The organism is Microbacterium sp. LWO12-1.2, from assembly GCF_040675875.1.
Classification (GTDB): Bacteria; Actinomycetota; Actinomycetes; order Actinomycetales; family Microbacteriaceae; genus Microbacterium.
In genome coordinates, this window is sequence record NZ_JBEGII010000001.1 from 2917831 (window position 1) to 2932367 (window position 14537).

The following is a 14537-nucleotide window of genomic DNA, read 5'->3' on the forward strand; positions in this document are numbered from 1 at the left end:
CAGGGCGTTCAGCCCTTGACGGATCCTGCGGTGAGGCCGGAGACGATGCCCCGCTGCGCCCACAGGAAGAAGATGATCGCGGGGAGCGCGAACAGCAGCGCACAGAACATCACGACGTTCATGGGCGTGTAGAACTGGCCGAGGAACGACGACAGCCCGACGGATGCCGGCCACAGGTCGGACGACGAGATGAACGTGTTCGCGAACATGAACTCGTTCCACCCGTCGAAGAACGCGATGACCGCGGCGGCCGCAATGCTCGGCATGATCAACGGCAGCACGATCGTGGTCAGGATGCGCAGGCGCGAGCATCCGTCGATGCGCGCCGACTCCTCGATCTCGTAGGGGATCTTGTCGATGCCGCTCTTGATGATGAACATGGCGACCGGCATCACGAACGCGGTGTCGGCGAGCACGAGGCCCCAGTGGCTGTTCAGCAGTCCCGCCCCCGCGAAGATCGCGTACAGCGGCACGATGATGAGCGCCTCCGGCAGCATCTGCGTGCTGAAGAAGATGAAGCCGGCGACGCCGCGTCCGTGGAAGCGGTAACGACTGAGCGCGTAGGCGGCCATGGTCGCGAGCACCAGGCTGAGGATGGTGGTGCCCGCCGCGATCACGAACGAGTTGCCGAGCCAGCGGAAGATCGGGATGTCCGAGAGGAACCCGCCCCACTGGCCGATGTTCTGGAACTCCGGGATCAGCGGCTGGCTTCCGCCGTACAGGGACGACTCGGTGCCGAGCGAGGTGCCCAGCATCCAGTACACCGGGAATCCTGCGAAGACCACGAGCAGGGTGATGAGCACGGCCTTGCCGAAGCTGCCGAACTTGGCGGCGACGCCACGACGACGCGGCAGATCGGTGGGGATGAGCGTGGTGGTCATCGCTGGCTCTCCTGACGTTCCTGGATCTGCTCGACGATGAAGTACACGACCGTGACCAACAGCGACAGCACGAGTCCGAGGGCGCCGATCGCCGCGGCGCGGCCGAGGTTCTGGTCTTGGAAGGCGGTGCGGTAGACGTTCACGACCAGAGTGTTCGTCACGTCGAGCGGACCGCCGCCGGTGATGAGGAAGATGATCTCGAAGCGGCGGATCGACCAGATCGTCATGAGCAGGGTGATCACACGCAGCGTCGGCATCAGGTGCGGAAGCGTCACTGCGAGGAACGACTGGAACCGCGTGGCGCCGTCGACCCAGGTCGCCTCGCGCAGCTCCTGCGGCACGCTCTGCAGCGCACTCAGCATGACCAGCATCACGAGCGGGGTGAGCTTCCACACGGTGGCGAGCGTCACGGCGAAGAGTCCGTACTGCGGATCGACCAGCCAGCCGTGCTGCCCCATGCCGAGCGCGGAGGTGGTGCGATTGAGGATGCCCTGCTCGTTGTTGTAGATCCAGACGAAGATCAGCGCCGCGGCCACCGTCGGCACGGCCCACGGGATCGTCGCGATCGCGCGGATGATGCCGCGGCCCTTGAAAGCGGTGTTCAGCAGCAGGGCGCCCGCGGTGCCGATGCCCACCGAGAAGACGACCGTGAACAGCGTGTAGAGCAGGGTCGTGACGACCGAGGTCCAGAACTTGTCACTGGAGAGCAGGTACTCGTAGTTCTCGACGCCGACCGGCTTGCCGCCCGCGGGGTTCACGAGCTTGGTCGCGGTGAACGACAGCATCAGGCCACGGATCAGCGGGAAGACCGTGAAGATCGCGAGGTACACGATCGCCGGGAAGAGGAAGAGGTAGGCGCCGTTGCGCTCGATGAAGCGCCCGACGGCTCCGCTGCCTCGCGGCCGCTTCGGCGGCGCAGCGCGAGGCGTCGACCGGGGCGCCTCGAGTGTGCTGGTGGCCATGCTGAGGTCCTTTCAGGAGTGGGGGCGAGGGGCGGGATGGGGGTTCCCGCCCCTCGGATGCGCAGTCGGGTCTGCGCCGCTCAGCCGAGTTCGGCTTCGAGGGACTTCTGCACCTCGGCGAGCGTGCTCTTCACGTCGCCGCCGTTGACACGCAGGTCCTCGACCGCGGTCAGCACCTCGCGCCAGATCGGCTTGCTCTCGGTCTCGAAGCCCTCGACCAGGGTCGACTTCGAGGTCTTCGCGGCCTCGAGGAACTGCGTGGCCCAGGGGTTGGCGGCCAGGAACTCGGCGTCGGGCTCGACGTCGGTCGCCATGGCGGAGGCGCCGAGGCCGGCACGGATCGCGGTCTGACCCTCTTCGCCGAGCACCCAGCGGACGAAGTCCTTCGCGGCCTCCACGTTGTCGCTGTTGGCGTTGACGGCGATGATGAGCTGCGAGTTCGATCCGGCGTTCGCCAGCGGGAGCGGGGCGGCCCCCATGTTCTCGCCGTTCACCACGTTGTCGGGGTTGCTGGTGATGGTGGTCGCGACGCCCGAGTTCTCGAACAGCATCCCGACCTGGCCCTGGCCGAACTTGGCGCGGAAGGTCGAGGCGTCATCGCCGATCGGCGCGACGCCCGACTCGAAGGTCTCGAGGAACGCCTCGACGGCCTCGACGTTCTCGGCCTTGTCGATCGTCAGCTTCTTGCCGTCGCTGAGCTCGCCGCCGAATCCGTAGATCCAGTTGGCCATCTCGAGCGTCCAGCCGTCGATCTCGGCGGTCTGGTGGCGACCCGCGAATCCGGCGATGCCGAGCTCGCTCTTGATGGTCTCCGCCGTGGTCAGGAACTCCTCGAACGTGGTCGGGACCTCGAGGTCGAGCTCGGCGAAGATGTCCTTGTTGTAGATGACCGTGTTGTAGGTCGGGCGCTCCCAGTTGAAGCCGTACTGGCCGTCCTGGAAGAAGCCGGCCTCGTTGGTGTTGTTGAGGCTGTCACCGAGCTCGTCGGCGATGTCGTCGAGCGGCTCCAGCACTCCGGCATCGACGAGCGACGCGAACTGGCTGTCCTGCAGGACCATGACGTCGGGGCCACCGCCGGCGCCGAGCTCGGTGCTGAGCTTGTCGGCGTAGTTGGCGAAGGGGATCTCAACCTTGGTCAGCTCGATGTTGTCGTTCGGGCCGGTGTAACCCTTGACGGCATCCCAGATGATCGGACCCTTGCCGTCTTCGAGGAACTGCCAGTTGGAGAACGTGAGCTCTCCTCCGGCGTCTCCCCCGTCGCCCGTGCCACCCGCGTCACCGGATGCGGAGCATCCAGCGAGGGCGATGGCGGCGACGGCGGCGATACCGGTGATCCGCAGTGCACGAGCACGGCGGGACGGGTGTGCGTGGTTCAACTTCACTGTTCACTCCTTTGGGCAGCAAGTTCTTTGCGACGATGCAGTCGATTTCTCCGACGGGTTACGTGAAATCGATTTCGCTACCGTAACCCGCCTGTTTGAGCGGTGTCAAGCAAAAATGGTTACGTAACTATTCTGATATCTGAAACCTACACGACGGGCCCGCCCGCCAGGTCGCGGAGAACTGCAGAATCACGGATGCAGGGGGCGCGAGGCATCCGAGATCCCGCAGATCTCCGCAGCGTCGCCGGTGCGCCCCGCCGAGTACGCTGAGGGGATGCCAGAGTGGTCGCAGACGGTCCCCGCCGCGGTTCGACGCGAACAGATCGTGTCGATCATCGAGCGTCAGGGGTTCGCCCGCGTACAGGAGCTGAGCCGCGCACTCAGCGTCTCCGAGGTCACGGTGCGCAGCGACCTCGATCTGCTCGCCGAGGAGAACATCATCCAGCGCGTGCACGGCGGGGCGATGTCGGGCATCAAGTCGACAGCCCACTCGCCGGACTACGAGCGCGCCCTCACTCGCGCCGTCACCGAGAAGCGGCGGATCGGCAATGCCGCCGCGGCACTCGTCGAGAGCGAGATGGCCATTCTGCTCGACGCGGGCACGACGACCCTCGCACTCGCCCGCGCCCTGCGAGCGCGAGAGGAACTGCGCGGCGTCGTCGTCTTCACCAACTCGCTCACGATCGCCCTCGAACTGGGCGTGGCGGAGCCGCACCACATCACCGTCGTCGTCACCGGCGGAACCGTGAGCTACAAGCAGCGCTCGCTGATCGATCCGCTGGGCGACATGTTCCTCGGCTCGGTGCACAGCGATCTGTGCTTCATCGGATGCAACGGGGTGTCGGCCACCGGCTTCACGAACTCGAGCCTTCCCGAGGTCACGATGAAGCGTCGCTACCTCGACTCGGCCGCCCGACGCATCGTCGTCGCCGACAGCTCCAAGATCGGCAAGAGTCAGATGATCCAGGTCGCGCCGCTCAGCCGTATCGACACCCTCGTGACGGGCGTCGAAGCGCCTCCGGCGGAGCTGGAGGCGCTTCGAGAGGCCGGGTTGACGATCGAGCTCGCCTGACCCGGATCCGATCTGACCGGGATCAGGCCCGTCCGGACGAGCCGAACTCGCGCATGCGCTGCGCGACCATCGCGCGGAAGCCGCCGATCGCCGGGCGCAGCTGTTCGCTCGGCTCGACCACGGCGGGGTTCTCCTGCAGGAAACGTCGCAGCTGCGCACTCCAGGCGAGGTGCGAGTCGGTGCCCTGATTGATCTTGCGGATGCCGGCGGCCACGCCCTGCGACTTCTGCGCCGGAGAGATCCCGTACGAAGGGCGCACCTCGCCGCCGTGCGCATTGATCACGGAGACGGCATCGGCCGGTACCGAGGAGGAACCGTGCAGTACGAGGAACGTCTCGGGCAGGCGGCTCTTGATCTCGGCGATGAGCTCGAGGCGCAGTCGTTGTCCGCCCGCGGCATCCGTGAACTTGACCGAGCCGTGGCTGGTGCCGACGGCCACGGCGAGCGCATCGACTCCGGTCTGCGCCACGAACTCGACAGCCTGATCCGGGTCGGCGAAGACGATCTCCTCGACGATGCCGCTGACACCCGCCTCCGCCCCACCGATGGTGCCGAGTTCACCCTCCACGCTCACGCCGGCGGGAGCCGCCGTATCGACGACGCGTCGGGTCGCGGCGACGTTCTGGTGGAACGAAGCCGGTTCGTCCGTGTCGGTCGACCGGGACGCATCGATCATGACGCTCGTGAATCCGTGATCGATGGCGCGCACGCAGTCGTCGTAGGTGCGGCCGTGGTCGAGGTGCAGCACGACCGGAATGTCGCTGTACTCCTCGACCAGGCCGCGCAGCCGCGTCCACCAGCGCGACTCGTCGTCGTAGGCCGACATGCCGGCGATGGACTGCACGATCACCGGCGAGCGCTCCGCCGTGGCGGCATCGAGCACGGCGATGGCCTGATCGATGCTCGACACGTTGAAGGCGCCGACGGCGTACTCCCCTGCCTCGGCTTCGGCGAGCGCGGCCCGCAGCGTCTGGAGTGTCATCCCGCGCCTCAGAGCGACTCGGTGATGCCGAGGGTGTCGTAGTCGAGCACGATCGGGGTGTCGGTGAGGGCGCGGGCGTAGGCCTGCACCTTCGCGGCCGACTCCACGGCCACGCTCGTCTTGAAGGCGTCGCGCAGGTTCGGGCCGACGGTCAGCAGACCGTGATTCGCCCAGACCACGGCGTTCAGGTCGCCCATCGCATCACACATGTGCTCGCCGAACTCGGTGTTGTTGCTGAGCTCGAACGGCATGATCGGCACGTCGCCCTTGGTGTAGATCACCATGTTGACCAGCGTGCCGAGGATCGGGGAACCCACGACCCCCCACACGTTCGAGTAGATGGGCTCGGAGTGCACGATGGCGTTCACATCCGGACGTCGCTTGTACACCGCCATGTGCACCGTGACCTCGCTCGACGGGCCGAGGCGACCTTCGATCAGCTCGCTGTCGCCGTTGACCAGCACGATGTCCTCCGGCGTCATCTTGTCGTACTCGAGGTCGGTGGGCGTGATGAGGAAGCGGTCCTCGACTCCGGGCACGCGGATGCTGATGTTGCCCTGCGTGTTGAAGTTGAGTCCGTACTGCATCGAGCGCAGGCAGTAGTCGAGGATCTCCCGCTTCGCGGCGGCGATGTCGAAGTCGACCTGCAGCGTGGTCTCGGTCATGTCATGTTCTCCTTCTGATGTGGCTGGGGTCGTGTGGCTGAGGGCGTGAGTTCAGGTGCGGATTGAGGGCGCGCATCGCTTCGTAGAGCGCGGTATACGCGGCGCGCTGACCGGCGTACCACCCAGCGAAGGCGTCGTCGGCGCCCGCACCGGCGGGCGTCGGGCCGGAGGGCTCGAGCCGCAACGGCGTCGGGTCTCCACCGATGCCGCGCAGCGCGAGCATGGCGGCACCGCGCGCCGAGGCATCTCTGCCGACAGGGGTGAGCGACGCACCGGCCGCGGCAGCGCGCGCGGCGAGCGCATCCGCGTTCTCCGCTCCCGCCCCGGTGACGTGCAGGGCGGAGACCTCGACGTCGTGTGCGCGCAAGGCGGCGATGATCTTGTGGAACTCGAACCCTGCCGCCTCGACGACCGCGCGGGCGAGCTCCGCCACCGTGGTGTCGAGGGTCACCCCGTGGATCGTGCCGCGCGCGGCGGGGTCGTTGTCGAGCGTTCCGGAACCTGCGAGGTACGGCAGCACGAGGAGCGCGGGAGGCACGTCGGAGAGTGTCCCGAACACATCGGCGACGTCTCGGTTCAGCAACCCGGCGAGCCATTCGAGCGCCCACCCGCCTGCCGCGGTACCCGCGAGCGTCACCCACAGTTCGTCGTCGACGCGATAGCTCGCGAACCCGGTACCCCCGAGTCCTTCGGGGCGCACGCGTGAGCCGACGGTCAGGCAGTCGCTCGACCCGAGTGCGATCACCGAGCGCACTCCGGGTTCACCACCAGCGCCGAGGAAGGCGGCGGCCTGGTCATGTGTCCCCGCCACGAGCGGAGTGCCCGGCGCGATGCCGAGAGCACCCGCGGCTTCTTCCCGTACGACCCCGATGACGCTGCCGGACGCCACCGGAACCGGCAGACGCTCGGCCCGCACCCACGGCGCCGACACCGCGGCCGCACGAAGGATCTCCGCGCTCCACTCCCCGCTGTCGACGTCGAGCATGCCGGTGCGCGCCGCCTGGCCCAGGTCGATCGCGGCGACACCGCTCCATCGCTCGGCCAGCAGGTCGCCGACGCAGCGGTAGCCGGCGGCTCCCGCCCAGGCGGCGTCGCCGGCCATGATCTTGAACAGCGAGAACATGCCGTGCAGCGGCTGACCGGTGATCGCCGTGAAGCGTCCCTCTCCCAGGATCTCGCCGACCGCGGCGGCGACCTCGGTCCCTCGGGTGTCCATGCTCACGGCGACCCGCGCCACGGGTGCGCCGGTCTCGTCTATCGGGACGACCGCTTCGCCGAGCACGCTGAAGCCGATCCCCTGCACCGGATCTCCGGCGGCGGCGGCCTGCTGGGCGGCGCGGCGAACCACGTCCTCCGCAGCCGTGATGATCTCCGCGGCTTCGAGCTCCACGCGGCCAGTGCCGTCTCGCAGCAGAGCGAGCTCCGCCGAGGCGGCACCGCGCACATCCCCGTCGGAGGCGAAGGCCACAGCGCGCACGCCGCTCGTGCCCAGGTCGAGTCCGATGACGCTCACTTGATCGCCCCCGAGAGGCCGTTCACCAGATACTTCTGGATGAAGAGGAACAGCAGCACGACCGGGATCGAGATCAGCACCAGGATCGCGAAGAGCGCACCCGGCTGCGAGAGGTACATGCCCCGGTACGCGAGCGGCACGAGGGTGAGCGGCTTGAGGGCGTTGTCACCCAGCGTCACCAGCGGCAGCAGGAAGTCGTTCCAGCTCATCATCGTCTGCCAGACCGCGACCACCGCGAGGGCCGGCTTGCCCAGCGGCAGGTAGATGCGCCAGAAGATCTGCCAGGCGCTCGCGCCGTCCAGCCGGGCGGCCTCGTAGGTCTCGAGCGGGATCGCGAGGTAGGAGGTGCGGATGATGATCACGGCGAACGGCAGTCCGAGCGCGGTGTAGACCAGCACCAACCCGAGGAGGTTGTTGTAGAGCTGCATCGACTGCAGGATCCGGAATGTCGCGACGACGATGCTCGACATCGGCAGGATCAGCGCGAGGATCAGGATGCCGAAGATCAGCGCTTTCAAGGGCACGCGCAGCCGGGCCAGCGCGAACGCCGTCATCGAACCGAGCAGACACACCAGAAGCACGGAGGGCACGGTGATCAGGAGGCTGTTGAGCAGGTGCAGCAGGATCGGGTTCTGGGCCCAGATCGTGAGGTAGTTCTTGATGCTGAACTCCTCGGGGAAGAGCCCGAAGAACTGGGTGCCGGGGTTGTTCGGCGGCATCATCGACAGCCCGATGACCATGATGATCGGCACGAGCCAGAGCACCGACAGGGGCACGAGCACGAAGTGGAGCCAGCCCACACGGCGACCGGGCGCCCCGTGACGGGATCGGGTCTTCGCCGCCTCCTTCGGGACGATCAGGTTGCGGGTCTCGTTCATCGCGGTCATTTCTCGTCTCCTGTGATGAATCCGGCACCGAACACCCGCACCATCGAGAGCGAGCTCACGACCGCGATCACGAGCAGCACGACGCTGATCGCCGAGGCGTAGCCCACGTTCTGCAACTGGAAGGCCTCGAGGAACGCGAAGGTCGGCAGCATCTCGGATGCGTGATTGGGACCGCCCTGGGTGAGCACGTAGACGAGTTCGAACGTCTTGAGCGAGCCGATGATCCCGAGCAGCACGAGCGAGAGCGTCGTGGTCTTCAGGAGCGGGAAGGTGATCCGCACCATGGTCTGGAATCCGCTCGCTCCGTCGATCCGCGCCGCCTCCATGAGGCTGGGGTCGATCAGCTGCAGTCCCGCGAGGTAGAAGAGCATCGAGAATCCGGTCCACATCCAGACGTTCACGAAGATCACGGCGAAGATCGCGGTCTGGGGGTCGGCGAGGTAGTTTCCGCCGAGGAACTCGAGCCCCGTGGCTTTGCCGATCTCCGTGAGCACGCCGTTGAACGGGTCGAGGATCCGCTGCCAGACGATGCCGACGACCACCGGCGAGAGGATCGCGGGGATGAAGAAGATCGCCCGGTAGATCGTGCTGCCCCGCAGCCCCTGGTTGAGGGCGACCGCGAGGAGGAAGCCGATCACCCCCTGCGGGATGATCGTCAGCACGATCCAGAAGGCCGAGTTCCGGAGAGTGATGAGGAACGTCGGATCCTGGAACAGCTCCAGGTAGTTGCCGATCCCGACTGCGGTGCCGACGTTCACGCCATCCCACTGCAGGGTGCTCGCCTGCACGTTGTAGAAGATGGGGTAGACGACGAAGACGCCGAAAAGGATGAGGGTCGGGGCCAGGAAGGCCAGTCCCACCAGCCTCTCTCTCGTCAGGATCTTCATGCGCGCTCCTCTCAGGCAGGGTTCGGGGATGACGCCCCGAACCCTGCACGAATCCGGTTGTTACAGAGTGTCCTGGACAGCCTGCACGGATTCCGCGGCCTCCTGCGGAGTGGCGTCACCGGTCGCGATCGCGGCCAGCGCGTCGGCGACCGCCTGGTCGAGCTTGGGCGACTCGAAGTAGCGCGACCACTTCACCTGGGGCAGCCACTCGTCGACGAAGAGGTTCCAGATCTGCTCCTGCTTCTCGCTCGTGAACTTCTCGGGAGCGAGGCCGGTCACAGCGGGCACGTCGTTCATCGTGTTGACGAGCTTCTGCGCGGCAGACCCGGCGATGAAGTCCGTGAGCACCTTGCACGCGAGCTCGGGGTTGGCGGTGTTCTTCGAGATGCCGAGGCTCACGTCGATACCGCCGACGAACTGCGACTCGGCAGCTCCTCCGGGAATGGTCGGGAACAGGAACGGCTCGTAGCCGGACATACCCTCCGAGAGGGGCGGGATGTCGGACTTGGTCGGGTCGGACTGCTGGATCCACCAGGCGCCGAGCGGGATCATCGCCGCATTGCCCGCCTCGAACTGGTTCACGGCCGAGGGGTAGGCATCGAGACCGATCGCGCCGTCCTGGGCGATGCCGTCGGAGAAGAGCTTGCTCCAGTATTCGAACGCCTTCACGATCGCGGGATCGGTCCATGCTTTGGTGCCGTCCTCCGCTTCATACACGGTGCCGGGCGAGACGTTGTTGGCGATCTGCAGGAAGACCACGTTGCGCAGCCAGGAGTCCTTGGCCGGAAGCAGGAACGGCGCGGCGTCACCGCCACTGAGGTCCTTCGTGGTCTGGACGAGTTCATCCCACGTCTTCGGAACGCTCAGGCCCGCCTCGTCGAAGATCTCGGAGTTGGCCCACAGGTTGACCGTCTGGGTGAGGATCGGCAGCGAGTAGAAGTTGTCGTCGCCCTCGGGGTTGCCCATCCGCGCCTGTTCGATGCCGATCGGGTAGAACTTGCTCTGCCAGTCGTCGCCCCAGGTCTCGGCCGCGCAGTCCTGCAGCGGCATCAGGTTCTCGCGGTACTGCTGGGTGAGCGCACCGGGCTGCAGGCCGAGCACGTCGGGCATCGTGTTCGAGCTCGCGCGGCTCTGCAGGTCGACGAGGTACTCCGGGTAGTTGAAGATCGTCGCGTCGATCTTCGCGCCGTCGTTCTCTGCCTGGAAGGCGTCGATCATCTGACGCGTGGTCTGTTCGATCGGGCTCCAGGAACGGAACGTGATCGCATCCCCCGACGCGTTTCCCGATTCCACCGGCGCCGCGCCGCCGGCGCATGCGGTGACTCCGAGTGCAGTGATGACTGTCGCCACTCCTGCCAGGCTCCTCTTGAGCTTCATCTGCAATCCCCTTACTTCGCTGTAAAAGTCCGCGGCGGATGCCGGCTGCGCTCAGTTTAGGTTTATTTGCGTATTGAGAGCCAGGATCACAGGGCACCTCGGGGAAAGTCTTTCTCCTTTTGTGTTTTCATATGCTTCTGCTTGCGTAAACGAAAGCGAGCGACCCTCGGTGGGCCGAAATGTCGCGGTCTCACGGTTTTCTTTCCGCAACACCCCGGGAACGACGGATGCCGTGACCCTGTCGGCCACGGCATCCGTCGTCGTGCGTGCAGCTCAGCGCTGCCCTGTTCAGCTCAGCCAGGCGGGGGCACGGCCGCGCAGCACGGCCCCGTCGACCGAGAAGCGGCCGGCACCGGTGAGAGCCAGGGCGAGGGCGGCGACGCCGAGCACGGCAACGAACTCGAATCCGCCGTCGCCGACCCAGAGCCCGGCTGGCAGATGCACCAGGATCAGCGCCACCGCCATGTCGATCGCGAGGACGATGCCGACCGGACGCGTGAGCAGTCCGAGGATGAGCAGGATGCCGCCGATCAGCTCGACGAACGCGACGACGGGCGCGGCGATCTCCGCCAGGGGCACGCCCATGTCGGCGAAGCTGCCGATGGTGCCGGGGATCGTGTACTCGAAGATCTTCTGCGCGCCGTGCGCGGCGAAGATCGCACCGACGACGACGCGGAGGACGAGGAGTCCCAGCGAGGCGGCGGAAGAGGGGGCTTTGGTGTTCGTCATGAGGAGTTCTTCCTTCGTGGCAGGACACCCGCGCGCCAGGCGCGGAGCAGGGTCGTTCCCTGATTCCACGCTAGGGAGGCGACCTTTCCCTCTCCTGTGCCCACTCCGGACCAGGGCCGGCCCGGCACTCAGCGGTGTGCGGCCACGACCTCGGCGACGGCGGTGCGCTCGGCATCCGTCGGGTCCGCGATCGCCATGCGGCAGTAGGTGTCGACCACGTCGAGCACGCGGTACGCCTCCTTCATGCGCGCCATGTCGCCGCCGATCAGCGACACCACGGCGTCGACCGCGACCTGCGCACGGGCGATCGCGTCGGCGTCTCCCGTGCGTCCGGCGTCGGCGAGGGCGCGGAACGGCTTCGGCGTGACCGATGAGACTCCGGAGATGACCCCCTGTGCACCCGCGGCGACGGCGGCGATCAGGTCGCGGTCGGCGCCGGTGTAGAGCTCGAAGTCCTCCGGAACCACGGCGCGGTAGGCGGCGATCTCGTCGAGCGAGAGCTCGCTCAGCTTGGCACCGACGATGCCGGGCAGGGCCGAAAGCCGCACCAGCAGCTCCGGCGAGACCGGATTGCCGCTGCGGGCGGGGTAGATGTAGACGTACATCCGCCCGTCGCCGACGGCCTCCGACAGTGCGCGGTAGTACTCGAAGATCGAGTCATCCGTGGCCCTGAGGTAGTACGGGGTGAGGGCGGCGAACTCGGTCGCCCCCAGCTCGCGGGCGATGCGGGTGAGACGTATGGCCTCGAACGTGCTGGGCTGGCCGACGTGCACGATCACGCGCATCCGGCCGGCCAGCTCCTCGAGTGCCGCTTCGACGAGTGCCGCGAACTCGGCCGCATCCACGGCCGGGAACTCGCCCGTCGTGCCGAGGATGAAGGCGCCCTCATTGCCGGACTCCCCGACGAAGCGGAAGATCGCCCGCGAGCCCTCGAGGTCGAGGGTCCCGTCGCGGTGGAACGCGGTGGGGACGGCGGTCAGGATGTCGTAGCGGGTCACTTCTCGTTCTCCTTGGAGTTCGTGCGCGCCTTGCGGGTCGCGCGGGCAGATGTGTCGACGTTGCGGACGGTCGAGGTCAGCAGGTCGGGCTGGGCGGCGAGTTCGTCGTGCGCCTTCTCGATCTGCACGATGCTCTCGTCGTGCAGGATCGAGTCCTCGAGCGAGGCTCGCTTGTCGCGGGGCTTGCGTGCGGCACGGATCGCGGGCATCACGATCGACAGCACCGCGAGCGCCAGCAGCACGAGTGCGATCGGGCTGACGACCTCGAAGAACGGACGCGTGGGCAGGATCGCGAGCGTGCGGGCCAGGTTCTCCTCGGCGAGCGGTCCGAGCAGCAGACCGAGCACCACCGGACCGGCCGGCACCTGCATGCGCTTGAGCAGCACGCCCACGACGCCGAAGACCAGCATGGTCACCACGGTCGAGAGGCTGTTCGAGGTGGCATAGGTGCCGATGATGCAGAAGATCAGGATGCCACTCCACAGGTACGGCTGCGGCACGTCGAGCAGCTTCACCATGCCCTTCATGCGCACCAGGCTCAGCACCAGTGACAGGATCGTGGCGACCAGCATGATGCCGACGATCGAGACGACGAGGTCGGGGCGGTTGGTGAACAGCGTCGGGCCGGGGGTGATGCCCCAGATGATCATCGAGCCGATCATGACCGCCATGACCGAGTCGCCAGGGATGCCGAGCGCCATGGTCGTGGTGAGCGATCCGCCGAGCGTGGCGCTGGAGGCGGTGTCCGAGGCGGCGACGCCCTCGATCGATCCCTTGCCGAACATCTCAGGGTGCTTCGAGACCTTGCGCGCCCGCTCCCAGCCGATGAGTCCGGCGATGTCGCCGCCGGCTGCGGGGATGAGCCCGACGCCGAGGCCGACCGCGCCGCCGACCGCAGTGGCGCGGCCGCTCTGCTTCAGCTCCGCCCTGTTCGGCCACCAGCGGCCGAGCGCCGAGATCGGCCGCACGTTCGACTTGCGGTATGTGAGCAGCTGGTCGAACAGCTCGGCGATGCCGAAGAGACCGATGATCACGGCGATGAAGTTGACGCCCTCGACCAGCTCGAGCACACCGAACGTGAAGCGCTGATCCGCGGTCGCGGCATACGTGCCGACCGTGCCGAGCATGAGGCCGAAGAGACCGGCGAGGATGCCCTTGAGCATCGACTTCGACGAGATGCCGATCATGATCGAGATGCCGAAGATGACGAGCGCGAACAGCTCGGGCGACTTGAAGTAGTCACGGGCGAAGCTGGCGATCGGCACGGCGGCGACCGAGAACAGCACGAGGGAGGCGAGGATGCCGACGGCCGAGACGATCGCGGAGATCGTCAGCGCGAGACCGGCTCGCCCCTGCTTGGCCATGGGGTAGCCGTCGAGGGTGGTGGCGATCGAGGCCGGCGTCCCTGGAGTGTTGATGAGGATCGAGGGCACCCGGTCGCCGAAGTTCGCGGCGACGTAGATGGTGAGCAGCACCGCGAGGCCCTGCACGGGCTCGAGGGTCATCGTGAAGCCGGCGGCGAGCGCGACCGCCATGGTCGCGGTGATGCCGGGGAAGGCTCCGACCATGAAGCCGAGCACCAGGCCGACGAGCATGTAGAGCAGGATCGAGATGTCGAGGAGCGAGTTCAGCCCCTCCATGAGCGCGTTCACAGGGGGATCCTCAGGAGCATGCCGAACACGACGTAGACGAACGCCGTGACGGAGGCGGAGTAGATGATCAGGCTCAGCCAACGGCGGTGGCCGTAGAGGAGCATGAGGGCGGCCATCAAGAGAGCGGCGGCGACGGGGAAGACCTCGATGCGGTAGCCGAAGAGGATGACGGTGCTGAGCGACCACACGGCGATGAAGGCGCCGGTGATGGCGAGCGTGGCGATGACACGGAGGTAGCCGCCCGGCTGGATGCGCTCGAGGTCTTCGCGGGTGGGCGCCGGTCGGGTGAGCGCGATGGCGAGCAGCGCGATGGCGATCACGACACCGGTGATGCCGATCACGAGCGGCCAGAATCGGGCGTCGATCTGTCCGGGGGCGGCTTCGCGGCGCAGTGAGATCTGGGTGGTGAGGAACAGGTAGCCGGCGGTGAATGCCAGAGCGACGACAGCGAAGGCGATCTCGAGCCACCGCGAGGCGGGGGCACCTTCGTATTCGTCCTGCTCTGCAGGTGCCGCGGGGGTCTCGGAGAGGGACATGATGCTCCTTGCGT

Annotated in this window: 14 protein-coding genes; 1 reads left to right on the plus strand and 13 read right to left on the minus strand. The window is 67.0% G+C overall.

Annotated features, from left to right (window positions below):
- Window positions 1–8: 8 nt before the first annotated feature.
- From MRBLWO12_RS13935 to MRBLWO12_RS13945, 3 genes are all read right to left on the minus strand, one after another.
- Window positions 9–881: a carbohydrate ABC transporter permease gene (locus tag MRBLWO12_RS13935; RefSeq protein WP_363556444.1), complete on the minus strand. Its 873-nt coding sequence runs from the start codon at window positions 879–881 to the stop codon at window positions 9–11.
- Window positions 878–1843 (minus strand): carbohydrate ABC transporter permease, encoded by a 966-nt coding sequence (locus MRBLWO12_RS13940; protein ID WP_363556446.1) that lies wholly within the window; start codon window positions 1841–1843, stop codon window positions 878–880. Before MRBLWO12_RS13940 ends, MRBLWO12_RS13935 begins: the two co-directional genes overlap by 4 nt.
- Before the next feature lie 80 nt (window positions 1844–1923).
- A complete protein-coding gene (locus MRBLWO12_RS13945; RefSeq protein ID WP_363556448.1) occupies window positions 1924–3225 on the minus strand; it encodes an ABC transporter substrate-binding protein in 1302 nt (433 codons plus the stop codon).
- Between the two features lie 274 nt (window positions 3226–3499).
- Between MRBLWO12_RS13945 and MRBLWO12_RS13950 the strand changes: the two genes are divergently transcribed.
- Entirely contained in the window at window positions 3500–4297 is a 798-nt protein-coding gene (locus MRBLWO12_RS13950) for a DeoR/GlpR family DNA-binding transcription regulator (protein ID WP_363556450.1), read from the plus strand.
- Window positions 4298–4319: 22 nt separating this feature from the next.
- On the opposite strand, the gene MRBLWO12_RS13955 is transcribed toward MRBLWO12_RS13950, so the two are convergent.
- From MRBLWO12_RS13955 to MRBLWO12_RS14000, 10 genes are all read right to left on the minus strand, one after another.
- Window positions 4320–5279 (minus strand): ketose-bisphosphate aldolase, encoded by a 960-nt coding sequence (locus MRBLWO12_RS13955; protein ID WP_363556452.1) that lies wholly within the window; start codon window positions 5277–5279, stop codon window positions 4320–4322.
- Window positions 5280–5287: 8 nt separating this feature from the next.
- Window positions 5288–5944, minus strand: a complete 657-nt coding sequence (locus MRBLWO12_RS13960) for a class II aldolase/adducin family protein (protein WP_363556454.1) — start codon at window positions 5942–5944, stop codon at window positions 5288–5290.
- A 1-nt stretch (window position 5945) separates the two neighbouring features.
- On the minus strand, window positions 5946–7457 hold the full coding sequence (locus MRBLWO12_RS13965; protein ID WP_363556456.1) for an FGGY-family carbohydrate kinase: 1512 nt from the start codon (window positions 7455–7457) through the stop codon (window positions 5946–5948).
- On the minus strand, window positions 7454–8344 hold the full coding sequence (locus tag MRBLWO12_RS13970) for a carbohydrate ABC transporter permease (RefSeq protein ID WP_363556458.1): 891 nt from the start codon (window positions 8342–8344) through the stop codon (window positions 7454–7456). Before MRBLWO12_RS13970 ends, MRBLWO12_RS13965 begins: the two co-directional genes overlap by 4 nt.
- Window positions 8341–9231, minus strand: a complete 891-nt coding sequence (locus MRBLWO12_RS13975; protein ID WP_363556460.1) for a carbohydrate ABC transporter permease — start codon at window positions 9229–9231, stop codon at window positions 8341–8343. Before MRBLWO12_RS13975 ends, MRBLWO12_RS13970 begins: the two co-directional genes overlap by 4 nt.
- Window positions 9232–9291: 60 nt before the next feature.
- Window positions 9292–10608: an ABC transporter substrate-binding protein gene (locus tag MRBLWO12_RS13980; RefSeq protein ID WP_363556462.1), complete on the minus strand. Its 1317-nt coding sequence runs from the start codon at window positions 10606–10608 to the stop codon at window positions 9292–9294.
- Between the two features lie 288 nt (window positions 10609–10896).
- Window positions 10897–11337 carry a DoxX family protein gene (locus MRBLWO12_RS13985; RefSeq protein WP_363556464.1) on the minus strand — a complete coding sequence of 147 codons (441 nt, stop codon included), beginning with the start codon at window positions 11335–11337 and terminating at the stop codon, window positions 10897–10899.
- Between the two features lie 128 nt (window positions 11338–11465).
- Entirely contained in the window at window positions 11466–12335 is an 870-nt protein-coding gene (locus tag MRBLWO12_RS13990) for a dihydrodipicolinate synthase family protein (protein ID WP_363556466.1), read from the minus strand.
- On the minus strand, window positions 12332–13987 hold the full coding sequence (locus tag MRBLWO12_RS13995) for a tripartite tricarboxylate transporter permease (protein ID WP_363556468.1): 1656 nt from the start codon (window positions 13985–13987) through the stop codon (window positions 12332–12334). The genes MRBLWO12_RS13990 and MRBLWO12_RS13995 overlap by 4 nt, the downstream gene beginning before the upstream one ends.
- Window positions 13984–14523 carry a tripartite tricarboxylate transporter TctB family protein gene (locus MRBLWO12_RS14000; RefSeq protein ID WP_363556470.1) on the minus strand — a complete coding sequence of 180 codons (540 nt, stop codon included), beginning with the start codon at window positions 14521–14523 and terminating at the stop codon, window positions 13984–13986. The genes MRBLWO12_RS13995 and MRBLWO12_RS14000 overlap by 4 nt, the downstream gene beginning before the upstream one ends.
- Window positions 14524–14537: the final 14 nt, after the last annotated feature.

Excerpts from the sequence above, each read along its gene's own strand:
- MRBLWO12_RS13960 (WP_363556454.1), bottom strand. The coding sequence starts at position 5,944 with ATGACCGAGACCACGCTGCAGGTCGACTTCGACATCGCCGCCGCGAAG.
- MRBLWO12_RS13935 (WP_363556444.1), bottom strand. The coding sequence starts at position 881 with ATGACCACCACGCTCATCCCCACCGATCTGCCGCGTCGTCGTGGCGTC.
- MRBLWO12_RS14000 (WP_363556470.1), bottom strand. The coding sequence starts at position 14,523 with ATGTCCCTCTCCGAGACCCCCGCGGCACCTGCAGAGCAGGACGAATAC.
- MRBLWO12_RS13970 (WP_363556458.1), bottom strand. The coding sequence starts at position 8,344 with ATGACCGCGATGAACGAGACCCGCAACCTGATCGTCCCGAAGGAGGCG.
- MRBLWO12_RS13985 (WP_363556464.1), bottom strand. The coding sequence starts at position 11,337 with ATGACGAACACCAAAGCCCCCTCTTCCGCCGCCTCGCTGGGACTCCTC.
- MRBLWO12_RS13940 (WP_363556446.1), bottom strand. The coding sequence starts at position 1,843 with ATGGCCACCAGCACACTCGAGGCGCCCCGGTCGACGCCTCGCGCTGCG.
- MRBLWO12_RS13980 (WP_363556462.1), bottom strand. The coding sequence starts at position 10,608 with ATGAAGCTCAAGAGGAGCCTGGCAGGAGTGGCGACAGTCATCACTGCA.
- MRBLWO12_RS13955 (WP_363556452.1), bottom strand. The coding sequence starts at position 5,279 with ATGACACTCCAGACGCTGCGGGCCGCGCTCGCCGAAGCCGAGGCAGGG.
- MRBLWO12_RS13975 (WP_363556460.1), bottom strand. The coding sequence starts at position 9,231 with ATGAAGATCCTGACGAGAGAGAGGCTGGTGGGACTGGCCTTCCTGGCC.
- MRBLWO12_RS13950 (WP_363556450.1), top strand. The coding sequence starts at position 3,500 with ATGCCAGAGTGGTCGCAGACGGTCCCCGCCGCGGTTCGACGCGAACAG.